This is a genomic window from Streptomyces sp. NPDC107575 (genome assembly GCF_055657265.1).
In genome coordinates this window covers 361,745-378,063 of record NZ_JBVKBG010000006.1, presented here as the reverse complement: position 1 = coordinate 378,063, position 16,319 = coordinate 361,745, and the positions used below count along the sequence as shown (strand labels likewise).

The window sequence follows — 16,319 nt, the reverse complement described above, 5'->3', positions numbered from 1 at the left end:
GTGGCAGCGACGACCGACCATGGGGAAGAAGCCGCACCGAAGGACCCCGCGCCCGCGCCCTCACCCCGGCGCGGCAAGATCGCGACCGCCGTCAGTGTCTTCGGTGAACTGCTCATCACCGCGGGTGTGATCCTGGGTCTTTTCGTCGCCTATTCACTGTGGTGGACGAACGTCGTCGCGGATCGTGCGGCGGGCAAGCAGGGCGACAAGATCCGCGACCAGTGGAAGGGCAACAGTGGCCCCGGCGCGCTGGACACCAAGAACGGCATCGGCTTCCTGCACGTGCCCGCGATGAGCGGCGGCGAGGTGCTGGTGGAGAAGGGCACCGACACCAAGATCCTCAACGACGGTGTCGCCGGCTACTACACGGACCCCGTGAAGGCGGCGCTGCCGACGAACGGGAAGAACGGCAACTTCTCGCTGGCCGCGCACCGGGACGGGCACGGCGCCAAGTTCCACAACATCGACAAGATCGAGAAGGGCGACCCGATCGTCTTCGAGACGAAGGACGACTGGTACGTCTACAAGGTCTACGACATCCTTCCGGAGACCTCGAAGTACAACGTGGACGTCCTCGACAAGGTGCCCGAGGAGTCGGGGAAGAAGAAGCCCGGCAAGTACATCACCCTGACGACCTGCACGCCGGTCTACACGTCCACGTACCGCTACGTGGTGTGGGGCGAGCTGGAGCGGGTCGACAAGGTGGACGCGGACCGGACGCCGCCGAAGGAACTGCGGGAGTGACAGGGCGCCACTCCCGTTAAGGGCTGGGCCGGCGAGATCACTTCAGGATGGTGAGTGGAGCTCCTGTGCTCCATTCCTCCAGCAGGCCGCGGGGTACGACCGTGACGCCGGTCTCTGCGGCGATGTCGACTGCCTCTGTGGTGAAGCGGCAGGTGGCCACGAAGAGCGAGATGTCGGAGACGCGAAGGACCTTGGCGCCGCCGAGGAACTTCTGCATGTCTGCGCTGGTGATCGAGAGGTAGGGGGCGAACCTCTTGCACTGGACGGCGACACGGCGGCCGTCAGAAGTGACGGCGGTGACGTCGACGCCGCGGTCTCCGCGGCCGCCTCGGACGACGACATCGGTGCAGCCGTCGCGGCGGAGCAGGGTGGCGACGTGGTCCTCGAACTCCGAGCCGTTCATTGCGTCCATGGCCGCCATGGTGACGGTGCGGGTGCTGCTCGCCGCGGATGCCTCCAGCCGCTGGAGGCGGGCCTGGTGGCGGCGGATCCGGCGCTCCACGTGCTGGATGCCCGCGCGGAGGTCGATCAGTTCCCGGCGGTGTTCGCCGGAGGTTTCGATCAGGGCGTTGAACATGGGGACGACGGTCTTGCTGAGGGTGTCGGCGATGCGCTGGTCGATGCGTGCGTCGAGCGCGTCGATGCCTGCCGCGTCCGGGGTGCTGACTGGGTGGGTGCGTGCCAGGTATTCCATGTCGAGGAGGTAGGTGCGGACTTGGCGGGCGACGTCGCTGTCGCGCAGGAGCATGGCGACGTTGAGGACGGCTCGGCGGGAGTAGAGGGCCAAGCCGGATCGGGGTTGTGGATAAGTGCCGGGATAGGAACTCAAATTGAGTTGCTTAAATTCGCGCAGGTCAGCGCCTCGCAGTACGCGTAGGCCGTTGGACGTGAGTTCCTGTCGGTGGCGGCTGAGCAGGTTGTTGATGACGGTCTCCGCCACCTCGAAGTATGCCGCGACCATCGCCGTCGTCACATGCAAGCCGTCCGGCAGCAGCGACAGGGCCTTGACCTTGTCGAGTACATCCGTGCGGTCGAGGACGCTGTGACGCAGGGACTTGGATTCCAGCAGGGCCGATTCGTTGATCACCTCAAGTGTCCTTTCGTTCCGGGGAGTTCGGACACTCCGCCGCACCTCGATCAACGAATCGGGACATATGAAGATACGGTCGATATTCGCAACCGTGTGTGGTTGTTCCTCCGGATTGCCGCACATGCCGAACGGCCGGAGCCCCGGCCCCCTCGCGTGGAGGGGGCCGGGGCTCCGGCCGTAAGCGGTGGCGGGGCGTCAGCCGCCGAGGTTGCCGCCGAAGATGCCGCCGTTGTCGTTACCGCCGTTGCCGTTTCCGCCGCCGCCGACCGTGGTCAGGGTGACCGTGGTGTTGGCGGGGTCGGACGCGGTGTTGGCCGCCGGGTCCTGGGTGATGACCCGGGCCTCGTCGCTCTGGTCGGCGCCGTCGGCGAACTGGACGTTCTTGAAGCCGGCGTCGTTCAGGATCTTCTTGGCGTCCTTGACCGTCTGGCCGACCACGTTCGGGACCGGGGTCTGCGCGCCCTCCTTGGCGACCTTCAGCGTGACGGTGGAGCCGGGCTCCGCCTGGCTGTCGGCCGGGAGGCTCTGGGCGAAGACCTTGCCGGGCTCGGCCGCGGTGCTCTCCTCCTCGGTGCAGGTCGCCTTGAGGTTGCTGTCCTTGAGCTGCTGGGTGGCCTCGTCGCAGGAGAGGTTGCCGCCGGCCACGTTCGGGACGGTGACGAGCGCCTTCTTCTTCGCGACGGTCAGGGTGATCTCGGTGCCCTTCTCGACCTTGCCGCTCGAGGGGTCCTGCTTGGTCACCGTGCCGGGCGTCCGCTCGGACTCCTCGGTCGTCCGGGTGATGTTCTCGAAGCCCTTGTCCTTCAGCTCGGAGCGGGCCTCGTCGTAGGAGAGGCCCGTGACGTCCGGGATGGAGACCTTGGGCGCGCCCGTCGAGACGGACACCGTGACCGTGTCGTTCTTCTCGACCGTGGTGCCGGACTCCGGGGTCTGCGAGCAGATCTGCCCCTTGGGGTAGTCCTCGCAGGGGCCCGACTTGCTGGAGTCCAGCTTGAGGTCGCGGTTCTCGGCCATCTTCTCGGCCTCGCCGACCGTCTTGCCGACGAAGTTCGGGGCCTTGAACGACTCGTTGCCGACGCTCCCGCTGCCGAAGATCTCCCGGCCGATCAGGATGGCGCCGACGAGCACCAGGATGCCCGCGAGGACGAGGAGGATCGTCGACGTGCGGTTCTTGCCCTGGCGGCGCCGGTCGGCCCGCTCGTCGTAGCCGAAGCCGCCGTCGTCCGGGTTGGTCGGAGGCAGCATCGACGTCTGGCCCGCGCCGTTCTGCGGGCGCAGCATCGCGGTCTGCTGGTCGTCGGGGTGGCCGCCGCCGTAGCCGACCGCGCCCATGGCGGCGGTCGCGGCGACCGGCTGGCCGTCGAGGCAGGCCTCGATGTCGGCGCGCATCTCGTCGGCCGACTGGTAGCGGTAGTCGGGGTCCTTGGTCAGCGCCTTGAGGACGATGGCGTCCATCTCGGGCGTGATCTCGGAGTCGAAGACCGACGGGGCCTGGGCCTCCTCGCGGACGTGCTGGTACGCGACCGCGACCGGGGAGTCGCCGACGAACGGCGGCCGCACGGTGAGGAGCTCGTACAGCAGGCAGCCCGTCGAGTACAGGTCGGAGCGCGCGTCGACCTGCTCGCCCTTGGCCTGCTCAGGCGAGAGGTACTGCGCGGTGCCGATGACGGCGGCGGTCTGCGTCATCGTCATGCCGGCGTCGCCCATCGCGCGGGCGATGCCGAAGTCCATGACCTTCACCTGGCCGGTGCGGGTCAGCATGACGTTGGCCGGCTTGATGTCGCGGTGCACGATGCCCGCGCGGTGCGAGTACTCGAGGGCCTGGAGGATGCCGACGGTCATCTCCATGGCGCGCTCCGGCAGCAGCTTGCGGCCGGAGTGCAGCAGCTCTCTGAGCGTGGATCCGTCGACGTACTCCATCACGATGTACGGGATGGAGACCTGGTCGACGTAGTCCTCGCCCGTGTCGTACACCGCCACGATCGCGGGATGGTTGAGCGAGGCGGCCGACTGGGCCTCCCGGCGGAACCGGGCCTGGAACGACGGATCGCGCGCGAGGTCCACCCGCAGCGTCTTCACCGCCACGGTGCGACCGAGCCGGGTGTCATGGGCGAGATAGACCTCCGCCATGCCACCACGGCCGAGCACCTGGCCCAGCTCGTACCGGCCGCCGAGGCGACGCGGCTCTTCCATTACCTACCAGCCCTCTCCGTCGGTCCCGACCGTCCCGTTCGGGTCGGGCGGTGTGCTGTCCGGGCCATACGGTACCCGGCCTGCCCAGCGTGACCTGGTCGCCACCGTGACCCGTGACAGGACCGGTATCGCCACGTGCATCTATGTGAACAACGAGTGACCGGGCTCACAAGGCGCGGTGAAACCGGGTTCCCTCGACTCACTTCTTGCTGTCCACGACCGCCTTCATCACGTCTCGCGCGATCGGGGCGGCGAGGCCGCCACCGGAGATGTCGTCGCGGTTGGCGCTGCCGTCCTCGACCACCACGGCCACGGCCACCGGCGAACCGGAGGTGGTCTTGGCGTAGGAGACGAACCAGGCGTAAGGCTTCTCACTGTTGTCGACGCCGTGCTGGGCGGTACCGGTCTTGCCGCCGACGGTGACGCCGGGGATCTTGGCGTTGGAGCCGGTGCCGCCCGGGTCGTTGACGACCGTCTCCATCATCGACTGGAGCTGCTGCGCGTTCTCCTCGGAGAGCGGCCGGCTCATCTCCTTGGGGTCCGTCTTCTCGATGGTGTCGAGGTTCGGTGCCTTCAGCTCGTCCACCATGTACGGCTCCATGAGCTTGCCGTCGTTGGCGATCGCGGAGGCGACCATGGCCATCTGGAGCGGGGTCGTGGCGGTGTTGAACTGGCCGATCGAGGAGAGCGCGGTCTCCGACTTGTTCATGTCGTCGGAGAACACCGACTTGTTCGAGCGGACCGGGGTGTACTGCTCCTTGTTGAAGCCGAACTTCTCGGCCTCCTCGAGCATCGATTCGTTGCCGAGGTCCGAGCCGATCTTGCCGAAGACGGTGTTGCAGGAGACCTTCAGCGCGTTGCGCAGCGTCGCGTTCTCACACGGGATGTTGCCCTCGTTCTTCAACGGGGTCGTGGTGCCCGGCATGATCCACGGCAGCGGGGTGTCGGTCTTCTGGTCCGGCTGGTACTTGCCGCTCTCCAGCGCGGCCGCGGCCGTCACCAGCTTGAACGTCGAACCCGGCGGGTACGTCTCGCGCAGCGCGCGGTTCAGGAGCGGCTTGTCCTTGTCCTTGTCGAGCCGCTGGAACGTCTTGCCGTCGTCGGTGGAGTTCCCGGCGAAGGACGACGGGTCGTACGACGGCGTGGAGGCGAGCGCGAGGATCTTGCCGGTGGACGGCTCGATGGCGGCGACGGCGCCCTTGCCGCGGTTCTTCAGGCCGTCGTAGGCGGCCTTCTGCGCGTCGGCGTTGAGGGTGGTGACGACGTTGCCGCCCTCCTTCTGCTTGCCCGTGATCATGTCGAGGGTGTTGCGGAAGAAGAGGCGGTCGTCGTTGCCGCTGAGGATGCCGTCCTCGAGGTTCTCGATCTGGCTGGCGCCGACGACCTGCGAGGCGTAACCGGTGACGGGCGACCACATGGGCCCGTCCTTCCAGGTGCGCTTGTACTTGAGGTCGGTGCCGGTCGTCGCCTTGGAACCGGTGATCGACTTGCCGTCGACGATGATGTCGCCGCGCGGCGTCGAGTACCGCTCGATGGCGACGCGCCGGTTCTCCTTGTCGGAGGCGAGCGAGTCGGCCTTCACGTACTGGAGCCAGTTGTCCCGGATCAGGAGGCCGAGGACCAGGAGTCCGCAGAAGATCGCGATGCGGCGCAGGGGCTTGTTCACGGTCGGACCACCTGGGTCATCTCGGCGTCGGGACTGGGCGTGGGGCTCGGGGCGGGCCGCCGCGCGGTGTCGCTGATCCGGATCAGGATGCCGATGAGCGCCCAGTTGGCGATGACGGAGGAACCGCCGTACGCGAGGAAGGGCATCGTCATACCGGTCAGCGGGATGAGGCCCATGACACCGCCCGCGACGACGAAGACCTGCAGTGCGAAGGCGCCGGACAGGCCGACGGCGAGCAGCTTGCCGAAGGGGTCGCGGGCCGCGAGCGCGGTGCGCACGCCGCGCTCCACGATGAGTGCGTAGAGCAGCAGGATCGCCATCAGGCCGGCGAGGCCCAGTTCCTCGCCGAAGGTGGCGAGGACGAAGTCGGAGTTCGCGGCGAAGCGGATCAGCTCGGAGTGGCCCTGGCCCCAGCCGGTGCCGAGGGTGCCGCCGGAGCCGAAGGCCCACAGCGCCTGCATCGCCTGCTCGGAGTGGCCGGGCACGCCCTGCCGGCTGAGCATGTACTCCTTCATCGGGTCGAGCCAGGCGTCGACGCGCTGCTGGATGTGCGGCTCGAACGTGGCCACGCCGACGGCGCCGACCGCGGACATCATCAGACCGAAGACGATCCAGCTGGTCCGCTCGGTGGCGACGTACAGCATGATGACGAACATTCCGAAGAACAGCAGCGACGTACCGAGGTCGGTCTCGAAGATCAGGATGAGGATCGAGATCGCCCAGACGACGAGGATCGGTCCGAGGTCGCGGCCGCGCGGCAGGTACAGGCCCATGAAGCGGCGCGAGGCCAGCGCGAGGGCGTCCCGCTTCACCATCAGATAGCCGGCGAAGAAGATCGCGAGAACGATCTTCGCGAACTCGCCGGGCTGGATGGAGAAGCCGCCGACGTGGATCCAGATCTTGGCGCCGTAGATGTTCTGGCCGAGGCCCGGAACCAGCGGGAGCAGCAGCAGGACGACGGCGCCGAGCATGGAGATGTAGGTGTAGCGCTGCAGGGCGCGGTGGTCCTTGAGGAAGATCAGGACCACGATGAACAGCGCGATGCCCATGGCGGTGTACATCAGCTGCTTGGGTGCGGCGCTGCCTGCCTGGTCGATCGACTGCAGCAGCTTCGACTGGTCGAGCCGCCAGATGACCACCAGGCCGAGCCCGTTGAGCAGCGTGGCCAGGGGCAGCATCAGGGGGTCCGAGTACGCCGCGAACTTCCGTACGACGATGTGGGCGACGCCCGCGAGCAGGCCGAGGCCGAGCCCGTAGCCGAGCAGGCCGGCGGGGACCTCGCCGTCGAGGGCGAGGCCGACATTGGCGTACGCGAACACCGGGATGATCACGGCGAACACAAGGAGTGCCAGCTCGGTGTTGCGCCGGCTGGGTGCTCCGATCGCTCCAATGGTCGACGTATGGGTCGTGGAGTTACTACTCATGGCGTGCTGAGGCCCCCAACGGCTTCTACTGCTGTGCGCACGCCTTGGCCAGCTGCTGCTCTTCCTCGGAAAGAGTGGGGCCAGGGGTGGGCGTGGGAGAGGTCTTGGACTTGCCGGACGAGGACGGGTTCGGCGTGGGTGTGGCGGGTTCCGAGCGGTACGAGGCCTTGGACGCCGTACCTCCTGTGGTGGTTCCGCCCGCTTCGCCCTCGCCGGTCTTCGCGTTCTTCTCGTTCTCGGCCTTGTCCCGTGCGGCCTGCTTCTCGCATGCGGTGGCCTGCGCGGACAGTTCCTGGATCTTGTCCTGTGCGGCGGCCAGGTCGCCTTCCGCGATGGTCGCGTCGACCTGCTTGCGCTGGTACGGCGGCAGGTACTTGAGCTGGATCTCCGGGTGGTCCTTGTCCACCTTGGACAGGCTCACCCAGGCGAGATCCTGGCTGATGCCGCGGTACAGCGCCACGTGCTCCTCGTTGGTGCCGACGTAGTACTGCGTCTGCGTCCAGCGGTAGCCGCCGTAGAGCCCGCCGCCGATGACGGCCAGCGCGAGCACCGTGTACAGGGATCTCTTGAGCCACTTGCGGCGCGGCCGCGGCTTGACGAAGTCCTCGTCCGAGTAGGAGAAGCCCTCCACGGCGCCGCTGTCGGGCGGGCCGAACTCGCCGCCACCGCCGGCGGATCCGCCGGGGGCCTGGCGGCCGAGTCCGGCGGCGCGGCCCGCGGGCGTCTCCATCGCGCTGCCCTCGTGCAGCGCCTGCTGGTTCTCGGCGACCGCGCCGACGATCACGGGCGCGTCCGAGAGGTGACCGGCGAGGGTGTCCCCGCTGTCGATGTCGAGGACGTCCGCGACGATCACGGTGATGTTGTCGGGGCCGCCGCCGCGCAGTGCCAGCTGGATCAGGTCCTGGACCGTCTCCTGCGGGCCCTGGTAGCTGGCGAGCGTCTCCTCCATCGTCTGGTGGGAGACGACGCCGGACAGGCCGTCGGAGCAGATCAGATACCGGTCGCCGGCCCGGACCTCACGGATGGAGAGGTCGGGCTCGACGTGGTCGCCGCTGCCGAGCGCGCGCATGAGGAGCGAGCGCTGCGGGTGCGTGGTGGCTTCCTCTTCGGTGATGCGGCCCTCGTCGACGAGGCGCTGCACCCACGTGTGGTCCTGGGTGATCTGCGTGAGCACGCCGTCGCGCAGCAGGTACGCGCGCGAGTCGCCGACGTGGACGAGGCCGAGTCGCTGGCCCGTCCACAGCAGTGCGGTCAGGGTGGTCCCCATGCCCTCGAGCTGGGGGTCCTCCTCGACCATCATCCGGAGCTGGTCGTTGGCCCGCTGCACGGCGGTGCCGAGCGAGGTCAGGATGTCCGAACCGGGCACGTCGTCGTCGAGCGCGACGATGGTGGAGATCACCTCGGACGAGGCGACCTCACCGGCGGCCTGGCCGCCCATGCCGTCGGCGATCGCGAGCAGCCGGGGGCCGGCGTAGCCGGAGTCCTCGTTGCCCTCGCGGATCATGCCTTTGTGTGATCCGGCGGCGAAGCGCAGTGACAGACTCATGCGCACCTGCCCAGCTGGCTCAGACTCCGGGTACAGCCGGTCGTGTCGAACCACACTGCCCACCCTCCGGTCGGGAGCGCGCCGGGGGCCGGGGCAGCAAGGGCCCGGGCATCCGCGTCGGCCCGCTCGCTCCGCTCGCGCTCATTCATGACGTAGCACTACTTCCGCAGCTCGATGACGGTCTTGCCGATGCGGATCGGCGCGCCCAGCGGGATCGGCTGGGGCGTCGTGAGGCGGGTCCGGTCGAGATACGTGCCGTTGGTGGACCCGAGGTCCTCGACGATCCACTGACCGTCCCGGTCCGGGTAGATCCTGGCATGACGGCTCGACGCGTAGTCGTCGTCGAGCACGATCGTGCTGTCGTGCGCACGGCCGAGCGTGATCGTCTGCCCCTGCAGCGCCACCGTCGTACCGGTGAGCGTGCCTTCGGAGACGACCAGCTTGGTGGGGGCGCCGCGGCGCTGGCGGCCACCGCCCCCCTGCTGCTGTTGCCGCTGCTGCGGAGGCGCGGCGGCCTGTCGTGCGGCCTGCTGCGAGCGCCCGCTCTCACGGCGCGAGCCGCGTGCGGTGACGCGCGTACCGAACAGGTCGCTGCGGATGACCTGGACGGCCACGATCACGAACAGCCACAGAACGGCCAGGAAACCCAGCCGCATGACCGTCAGGGTCAGCTCTGACATTGCCCCCGCTTCACCCTTCGGCTTGCCGGTAAACGATGGTGGTTTGGCCCACGACGATCCGCGAGCCGTCGCGGAGCGTAGCGCGGGTGGTGTGCTGCCCGTCCACCACGATGCCGTTGGTGGATCCGAGATCCTGGATCGTCGAGGGCGTTCCGGTCCGGATCTCGCAGTGCCGGCGCGATACGCCGGGGTCGTCGATCCGCACGTCGGCCTCGGTGGACCGGCCGAGCACGAGGGTGGCGCGGGAGATCTGGTGGCGTGTGCCATTGATCTCGATCCAGTGGCGCACACGGGCACCGGGCAGCGGGCCCGCGTCGGGCTGCTGTCCCTGCGCCGCGGGCGCCGACTGCGGGGCCTGTGCCGGACGGCCCGGAGGGGCCGAGGGCATCGGCGGGGCCGCGGTGGGCTGCGGGTATCCGTAGCCACCGGGCGCCTGGTTCGGCCGGGCGGCCGGGGCGGGGCGCTGCTGTTGCTGGGGCCTGTCCTGGCTGGTGGAGGACGCGAGGGTGCGGCTGCGTACCCGGTACAGACCCGTGTCCAGGTCGTCCGCCTTCTCCAGGTGCACCTTGATGGGGCCCATGAAGCTGTAGCGCTGCTGCTTCGCGTAGTCGCGCACCATGCCGGACAGCTCGTCACCGAGCTGGCCCGAGTAGGGGCTCAGCCGCTCGTAGTCGGGCGCGCTGAGCTCCACGATGAAGTCGTTGGGGACGACGGTCCGGTCGCGGTTCCAGATCGTGGCGTTGTTGTCGCACTCGCGCTGCAGCGCGCCTGCGATCTCGACGGGCTGCACCTCGGACTTGAAGACCTTGGCGAAGGTGCCGTTGACCAGCCCCTCCAGGCGCTGTTCAAACTTCTTCAGGACTCCCATGGGGCACCTCCTCCTTCTTTGCCGTCCTGCCTACTTGGTACTGCTTACTGATCGTATCCACGCGTCGGGAAATCGGCTGGTTCCCCCTGTCCGCCTGCTCGATGAGTGTCGACGCTCACAGCCCCTCTACCGGGCCCCTTGTCTGGGGATCGTAGAGGTGGCCTCCAGACAGTGTCCCGTACGCGGCTGTGGACCGTGGGCGATCCGGACCCCGGGTGCCCTCCGGGTGCCCGCCCGGGGCCCACCAGAACGGATGTGAATCCACCCTCCGCAGCGTGCTAATGTTTTGTTCGTCGGAAGGCGCCGGGCCCACAAGGGCAAGGGGGCCGGAAGACACACCCAATGCGCGGGTGGCGGAATAGGCAGACGCGCTGGATTCAGGTTCCAGTGCCCGAAAGGGCGTGGGGGTTCAACTCCCCCCTCGCGCACAGCGAAAAGCCCCGCAGGTCTTCGGATCTGCGGGGCTTTTGCGTTGCCCGCCGTGGGCGGGTGCGCATGCTCACAGGGCCCCGCGACCGGTCGGTCGCGGGGCCCTGTGGGTTATGTCACGTCAGGCGTCACCACGCGCGCGTGGTGACGTCCGCACGACTACGCGCGCGTGCTCAGGCGGCGAAGCGGGAGGCGAGGGCCTTGCCCTTCTCCTGGGCGTCCGCGAGGGCCTTGTCGCGGGAGGCCTCGAAGAGCGGGACGAGCTCGGCCATCGCCGGGTTCTGCGGGGCCATGGTCAGCTCCGGGACGATGAAGTCCAGGTCGAGGCCGAGGCCGTCGCGCAGGGTCGCGCCCAGGAAGTTCTGCACGTACTCGAAGCCCTCGCGCGGGGTGCCCGGCGCGTAGGAGCCGCCGCGGCTGGCGACGACGGTGACCGGGGTGCCCTTGGCGGACTGGGTCTCGGGGCCCGAGGTGCGGCCCATCAGGATCACGTTGTCCAGCCACGCCTTCAGCGTGGAGGGGATCGAGAAGTTGTACATCGGGGCGCCGATCAGGATGGCGTCCGCCTGCTCCAGCTCCTCGATGAGCTTGATGCGCTCGGCGAAGACGGCGGCCTGCTCCGGCGTGTGGGCGTCGGCGGGGACGAAGCCGGCCAGGTGGGCGTCGGCGGTGATGTGCGGCACCGGGGAGGCGGCCAGGTCGCGGTAGACGACGGTGCCCTCCGGGTGCTGCTCCTGCCAGGCCTTGCGGAAGGCGTCCGTGACGGCGCGGGACGCGGAGGCCTGGCCGTCGAAGACGGAGGAGTCGATGTGGAGCAGGGTGGCCATGGTTCTCTCCCGTGAGGGTTGAGGGCGCCCCGCGAGGATTGAGGGCGCGGTAATTGAGTATGTAACTAGTAATAGCACAGGGGCTTACTTTTTTTCATCCCCATACGAGAACGCAGTACCCTGGAGGCATGGTGGGCAGCGGGGAAGACATGAGCGAGGCGTGCGCGGGAGGCGCCGTGACCCACGAACCCCAGAGGTGTTCGACGGTCGACATCGGCATGACGCGCGTCTTCGGACTGCTGGGCAAGCGCTGGACGGGGCTGATCGTGTCCGTCCTGATGGGCGGCCCGAGACACTTCGCGGACCTGCGCAGGGCCATCCCCGGCATCAGCGAACGCATGCTCTCCGACCGGCTGACCGAGCTCGGCGCGGCCGGGCTCGTCGTGCGGCAGGTCGACGAGGGGCCGCCGCTGCGCGTCTCGTACCGGCTCTCGGCGGCGGGCGCCGCGCTGCAGCCCGCGCTGCGGGAGCTGGGGGACTGGGCCGGGAAGTACCTGGGGGCCGAGGGCGGGACGTGCCCGGAGGAGTTCCGTAAATAGGGGCGTCGTGGCCGGCTGCGGTGGGCCTGGTGTCCAGCTGCGGTGGGCCCGTGGAGTGAGCGAGTTGTGCACGTGCTGAGGGTTTTCCACAGGCCCTGACGGGTTTTCCGGACCGGCGGTACGGTCGTGACCGATTACACGCGACGTGCGGGGGCGGCCCCGTGCGCGACGTTCGTACGGGACGGGGGAGGCGGTCGGTCATGGGCGGATCGGATCACGTGGCGGTGCCGCGGCAGGGCGGGGCGGCGGAGGCCGGGAAGGCCGGGGCGCGGCGGTTGCCGCGGGTGCCGGGATTCGCGGCGGTCGCCGGGGAATCGGGCGGCTCGCCCAAGGCGGAGGGCAAGGCGCTGCGCGGGAAGGTGCCGCGCAGCGCGCACCGGGACTTCGCGGCTGACCCGGGCCGGCCGGACGGGCCGACCGCCGTCGAGGAGTCCAGCCGAGGCCGGATCCCGGAGCTCACGCCGATACGGGTGGGCCGCATGGCCGCCACCCCCTTCGCGTTCCTGCGCGGCTCCGCGGGGCTCATGGCGTACGACCTCGCGCGCACGCCCGTGACCGGTATCGGCGCCCAGATCTGCGGTGACGCGCACGCGGCCAACTTCGGCCTGTACGCGGACGCGCGCGGCGGCCTCGTCATCGACCTGAACGACTTCGACGAGACGGTGCACGGCCCCTGGGAGTGGGACCTGAAGCGGCTCGCCACCTCGCTCGTGCTCGCGGGCCGGGAGGCGGGCGCCGACGAGGACACCTGCGAGGAAGCGGCGCACGACGCCGTCGGCGCCTACCGGCGCACCATGCGGCTCCTCGCGAAGCTCCTCACCCTGGAGGCGTGGAACGCGATCGCGGACGAGGAGCTCGTCTCCCACGCCAACGCCCGCGATCTGCTCGGCACCCTGGAGCGGGTCTCCGAGAAGGCCAGCAGGAACACCAGCGGACGGTTCGCTGCCAAGTCCACGGTCGCCGTCGAGGGCGGCGGGCGGCGCTTCGTGGACGCGCCACCGGTGCTGCGCTCGGTGCCCGACGGGGAGGCCGCGGCGGTCGCGGGCGCGCTGGGCCCGTATCTGGACACCCTGTCCGCGGACCGGCTGCCGCTGCTCGGGCGGTACGCGATCCACGACGTGGCCTTCCGCGTCGTCGGCACGGGCAGCGTCGGCACCCGCTCCTATGTGGTGCTGCTCCTCGACCACCGGGGCGAGCCGCTCGTGCTGCAGGTGAAGGAGGCGCGGGCCTCGGCGCTGCTGCCGCATCTGGCGGCGGCCGGGTTCGCGGCGGAGCCCGTCGAGCACGAGGGCCGGCGGGTGGTGCTCGGGCAGAAGCGGATGCAGGTCGTCAGCGACATCCTGCTCGGCTGGACCACGGTCGACGAACGGCCGTTCCAGGTGCGGCAGTTCAGGAACCGCAAGGGCAGCGTCGACCCGGCCGCCCTCGCCGCCGACCAGATCGACGACTATGCGCGGATGACCGGCGCCCTGCTCGCGCGCGCCCACGCGCACAGCGCGGACCCGCGGCTCGTGGCCGGTTACTGCGGCAAGAACGAGGAGCTGGACGAGGCGGTGGCCGCGTTCGCCGTCGCCTACGCGGACCGGACGGAGGCGGACCACGGGGAGCTGGTGCGGGCCGTGCGCGAGGGGCGGGTGGCGGCCGAGGCGGGCGTCTGAGGAGGGGGTCGCAGCGGCCGTTCCGGCGCGGTCAACACCGTGCCCTACGCTGGTCGTGTGACGACCCCGGAGACCGACGATGTGGCAGGGCAGCCGGAGGAGCAACCTCGGGAGCGCCTCAAGGACCGCCTGAAGGAGCGCCTCAACGAGCGGGCCGAACAGCGCGGCGCGGAGCAGGCCGCGGAGCGGCCCGAGGAGCGCCTCGAGCGGGCCGTGCGCGCTGCCGAGCAGGCGTTGATCGAGTTCGAGATCGCCGTGGAGACCTTCCGGGTCGAGGTGGAGAACTTCTCGCGGCTGCACCACCAGAAGCTCGGGCCGATGTACACGCGGCTCGACGAGCTGGAGGCGTTGATCGCGGAGGCGCTGGCGGCCCGCAGCGGTGACCCCGAGGACCGCCGCAAGGCCGACGAGGCGCGGGCGCGGGTGCTGCCCATGCCCGGCGTCGAGGAGCTGTTCCACGGGTGGATGGACGGGGACGGTCTTTTCCCCGAGGCCAGCGCGATGCTGACCGATCAGCCGGTGCGGCCGCCGCAGCGGGTGCGGCCCAGCGAGGAGGCCCGCAAGCTCTACCGCGAGCTGGCCCGCAAGGCGCACCCGGACCTGGCGCAGGACGACCGGGAGCGGGAGCGGCGCGACGAGTTCATCTCCCGGGTGAACGCGGCGTACGGCCGGGGTGACGCGGCGTTGCTGCGCGAGCTGGCCGAGGAGTGGGACAAGGGTCCGGCGCCGGCCGAGCAGCAGCCGACCGAGAGCGAGGAGCTGTACGCCCGCCTCGAGTGGCTGGCGCAGCGCAAGGAGCTGCTCACGGCGGTGGCGCAGGAGCTGGAGGAGAGCGCGATCGGCTCGATGCTGCGGATGGCTCCCGACGACCCGGACACCCTGCTCGACGAGATCGCCGAGAAGCTGCTCGCGCAGGTCGCCGAGCAGGAGGCCGAGCTGGAGCGGCTGACCGCTTCCTGACCGCTTCCTGAGGCCGCTGGTGCCGGGGCCCGGGGACCGAGGGGGTAGCGTCGGGGGCATGGTTTTCGGTTCTGGTGTGCCCACGGTCGCTGTCGACGAGCTCAAGGAAGAGGACTTCCTCCTCGACGTCCGTGAGGACGACGAGTGGCAGGCGGGTCACGCGGCGGGTGCGCTGCACATCCCGATGAGCGAATTCGTCGCCCGCTACGGCGAGTTGACCGAGGCGGCGCCGCAGGACGGCCGGGTCAACGTGATCTGCCGCTCCGGCGGGCGCTCCGCCCAGGTGACGATGTATCTGGCGCAGCAGGGCGTCGACGCGGCGAACGTCGACGGCGGCATGCAGGCCTGGGAAGCGGCCGGCCGCCCCGTCGTGGACGACAACGGGCAGCCGGGCGCCGTGGCCTGAGAACTGGTCTTCGGGGCTCACATCCCGGACCCGGAGAGTCGATCTCCGGGGCTCACTCCCCGGACCCGGAGAGCCGGTCTCCGGGGGATCAACCCAAGGGGTGTGCCGCCAGGAGGTCGCCGAGGGCTTCCTCGTGGGCGGCGGCCGGGCCGAGCGAGAGCTCCAGGTGCTTGGCCCACGCGTGATAGCGGTGCAGCGGGTAGTCCGTGTCCGCGCCGAAGCCGCCGTGCAGGTGCTGGGCCGTCTGCACGACGCGTCGTACGCCGTCGGCCGCCCAGGTCTTGGCGACCGCCACGTCCCCCGCGACGGGCAGCGGGCCGCTCGCTCCGCTGCTGATGCGCCAGGCCGCCTGCCACAGGGTGGCCTCCATGGCGCGCAGGTCGATATAGCGGTCGGCGGCCTGCACGGCCACGGCCTGGAACGTGGCGATGGGGTACCCGAACTGCTCCCGCTTGCCCGCGTAGTCACTCGTCATCTTGAGGACGCCCTCGCCGAGGCCGAGCGCGAGCGCGCAGGTGCCGGTGGCGAGCAGATCGTGCAGGCGGGACCAGGCCGTGGCGTCCTCGATGAGGTGCCGCGCCTCGACGCGCACGCCGTCCAGACGGAGCTCGGCCTGGCGCTCGCCGGTCGTCGATATCTGCTCGGCGAACGTGAGCCCCGGTACCGGTACGTCGCAGGACGGTCCGGGGAGCACCGCGAGCACCGCTTCGCCCTCGCCGGTGTGGGCCGGGACGAGGACCCGGTCGGCGCCGAAGGCCCAGGGCACGGCCGTCTGCACGCCGTCGAGCACCCAGGTGCCAGCGCCCGCGTCGGCCTCCTTGCGTGCGGTGACGGCCAGTTCGGCCGGGTCGTGTCCGGTGCGGCCCGCGGAGGCGACGGTCAGCACGAGCTCTCCGTGCGCGGCGCCGGGGAGGATCTCCTGCCGCAACTCGGCTCCGCCGCAGGCCTGTACGACCGTCGACGCCGCGCTGTGTTCGAGCAGCGGGATCCGGGCGAGGACCTTCGCCGATTCGCGCAGCACCAGGCAGAGCGCGATGGCGTCGAGCCCCGCTCCGCCGTGTTCCGGACCGATCAGCAGGCTGAGCAGGTCGGCGTCGGCGGCCTTCGCCCACAGCGCCCGGTCGAGGTCCTCGGCGACCGCGCCCGAGGTGAGCGAGGGGCTGGGCACACCGTCCGGCGCGACCGGACCGAACACCGCTCGGGCCGCCTCTACGGCCGCCTGCTGCTCCTCGGAGAAGGTGAAGTCCACTGGCCTTTCCTCCCGTTGCTGCCGTTCCTGCCGTACCGCG

14 protein-coding genes and 1 tRNA gene are annotated in these 16,319 nt (G+C 69.9%); 6 read left to right on the top strand and 9 right to left on the bottom strand.

Features of this window, described 5'->3' with window-relative positions; genetic code table 11:
- A complete protein-coding gene (locus tag ACZ7L4_RS31175) occupies nucleotides 1-744 on the top strand; it encodes a class E sortase (RefSeq protein ID WP_472107856.1) in 744 nt (247 codons plus the stop codon).
- A gap of 37 nt (nucleotides 745-781) precedes the next feature.
- Here ACZ7L4_RS31175 and ACZ7L4_RS31170 read toward each other — a convergent pair whose 3' ends face one another.
- The 7 genes from ACZ7L4_RS31170 to ACZ7L4_RS31140 form a co-directional block, all read right to left on the bottom strand.
- Entirely contained in the window at nucleotides 782-1,831 is a 1,050-nt protein-coding gene (locus ACZ7L4_RS31170; RefSeq protein WP_472107854.1) for a restriction endonuclease, read from the bottom strand.
- A 198-nt stretch (nucleotides 1,832-2,029) separates the two neighbouring features.
- Nucleotides 2,030-4,027, bottom strand: a complete 1,998-nt coding sequence (gene pknB, locus ACZ7L4_RS31165) for a Stk1 family PASTA domain-containing Ser/Thr kinase (RefSeq protein ID WP_472107852.1) — start codon at nucleotides 4,025-4,027, stop codon at nucleotides 2,030-2,032.
- 199 nt (nucleotides 4,028-4,226) lie between these two features.
- Nucleotides 4,227-5,693, bottom strand: a complete 1,467-nt coding sequence (locus ACZ7L4_RS31160) for a peptidoglycan D,D-transpeptidase FtsI family protein (protein ID WP_472107850.1) — start codon at nucleotides 5,691-5,693, stop codon at nucleotides 4,227-4,229.
- Nucleotides 5,690-7,117 (bottom strand): FtsW/RodA/SpoVE family cell cycle protein, encoded by a 1,428-nt coding sequence (locus tag ACZ7L4_RS31155; protein WP_472107848.1) that lies wholly within the window; start codon nucleotides 7,115-7,117, stop codon nucleotides 5,690-5,692. The genes ACZ7L4_RS31160 and ACZ7L4_RS31155 overlap by 4 nt, the downstream gene beginning before the upstream one ends.
- Before the next feature lie 25 nt (nucleotides 7,118-7,142).
- Complete coding sequence (locus ACZ7L4_RS31150) at nucleotides 7,143-8,663, bottom strand: Stp1/IreP family PP2C-type Ser/Thr phosphatase (protein WP_472107846.1); 1,521 nt, start codon at nucleotides 8,661-8,663, stop codon at nucleotides 7,143-7,145.
- Between the two features lie 158 nt (nucleotides 8,664-8,821).
- Nucleotides 8,822-9,343, bottom strand: coding sequence for an FHA domain-containing protein FhaB/FipA (locus ACZ7L4_RS31145; protein WP_326022348.1), 522 nt, complete (start codon nucleotides 9,341-9,343; stop codon nucleotides 8,822-8,824).
- Between the two features lie 10 nt (nucleotides 9,344-9,353).
- Nucleotides 9,354-10,211, bottom strand: a complete 858-nt coding sequence (locus ACZ7L4_RS31140; protein ID WP_472107844.1) for an FhaA domain-containing protein — start codon at nucleotides 10,209-10,211, stop codon at nucleotides 9,354-9,356.
- A gap of 344 nt (nucleotides 10,212-10,555) precedes the next feature.
- On the opposite strand from ACZ7L4_RS31140, the gene ACZ7L4_RS31135 reads away from it, so the two are divergent.
- Nucleotides 10,556-10,639, top strand: a tRNA-Leu gene (locus ACZ7L4_RS31135).
- 174 nt (nucleotides 10,640-10,813) lie between these two features.
- On the opposite strand, the gene ACZ7L4_RS31130 is transcribed toward ACZ7L4_RS31135, so the two are convergent.
- The gene (locus ACZ7L4_RS31130) at nucleotides 10,814-11,467 is read right to left on the bottom strand and encodes an FMN-dependent NADH-azoreductase (RefSeq protein WP_472107842.1); all 654 of its coding nucleotides are present in this window, start codon (nucleotides 11,465-11,467) and stop codon (nucleotides 10,814-10,816) included.
- Nucleotides 11,468-11,616: 149 nt separating this feature from the next.
- On the opposite strand from ACZ7L4_RS31130, the gene ACZ7L4_RS31125 reads away from it, so the two are divergent.
- The 4 genes from ACZ7L4_RS31125 to ACZ7L4_RS31110 all read left to right on the top strand — a co-directional run bounded on the left by ACZ7L4_RS31125 (nucleotide 11,617) and on the right by ACZ7L4_RS31110 (nucleotide 15,030).
- Nucleotides 11,617-12,006: a winged helix-turn-helix transcriptional regulator gene (locus ACZ7L4_RS31125; protein WP_472108156.1), complete on the top strand. Its 390-nt coding sequence runs from the start codon at nucleotides 11,617-11,619 to the stop codon at nucleotides 12,004-12,006.
- A 200-nt stretch (nucleotides 12,007-12,206) separates the two neighbouring features.
- Nucleotides 12,207-13,664 carry a DUF2252 domain-containing protein gene (locus ACZ7L4_RS31120; RefSeq protein WP_472107840.1) on the top strand — a complete coding sequence of 486 codons (1,458 nt, stop codon included), beginning with the start codon at nucleotides 12,207-12,209 and terminating at the stop codon, nucleotides 13,662-13,664.
- 57 nt (nucleotides 13,665-13,721) lie between these two features.
- Nucleotides 13,722-14,624, top strand: a complete 903-nt coding sequence (locus tag ACZ7L4_RS31115; protein ID WP_472107838.1) for a hypothetical protein — start codon at nucleotides 13,722-13,724, stop codon at nucleotides 14,622-14,624.
- Nucleotides 14,625-14,700: 76 nt separating this feature from the next.
- Entirely contained in the window at nucleotides 14,701-15,030 is a 330-nt protein-coding gene (locus ACZ7L4_RS31110; protein ID WP_399229109.1) for a rhodanese-like domain-containing protein, read from the top strand.
- Between the two features lie 88 nt (nucleotides 15,031-15,118).
- Here ACZ7L4_RS31110 and ACZ7L4_RS31105 read toward each other — a convergent pair whose 3' ends face one another.
- The gene (locus ACZ7L4_RS31105) at nucleotides 15,119-16,279 is read right to left on the bottom strand and encodes an acyl-CoA dehydrogenase family protein (RefSeq protein ID WP_472107836.1); all 1,161 of its coding nucleotides are present in this window, start codon (nucleotides 16,277-16,279) and stop codon (nucleotides 15,119-15,121) included.
- Between the last annotated feature and the right edge of the window lie 40 nt (nucleotides 16,280-16,319).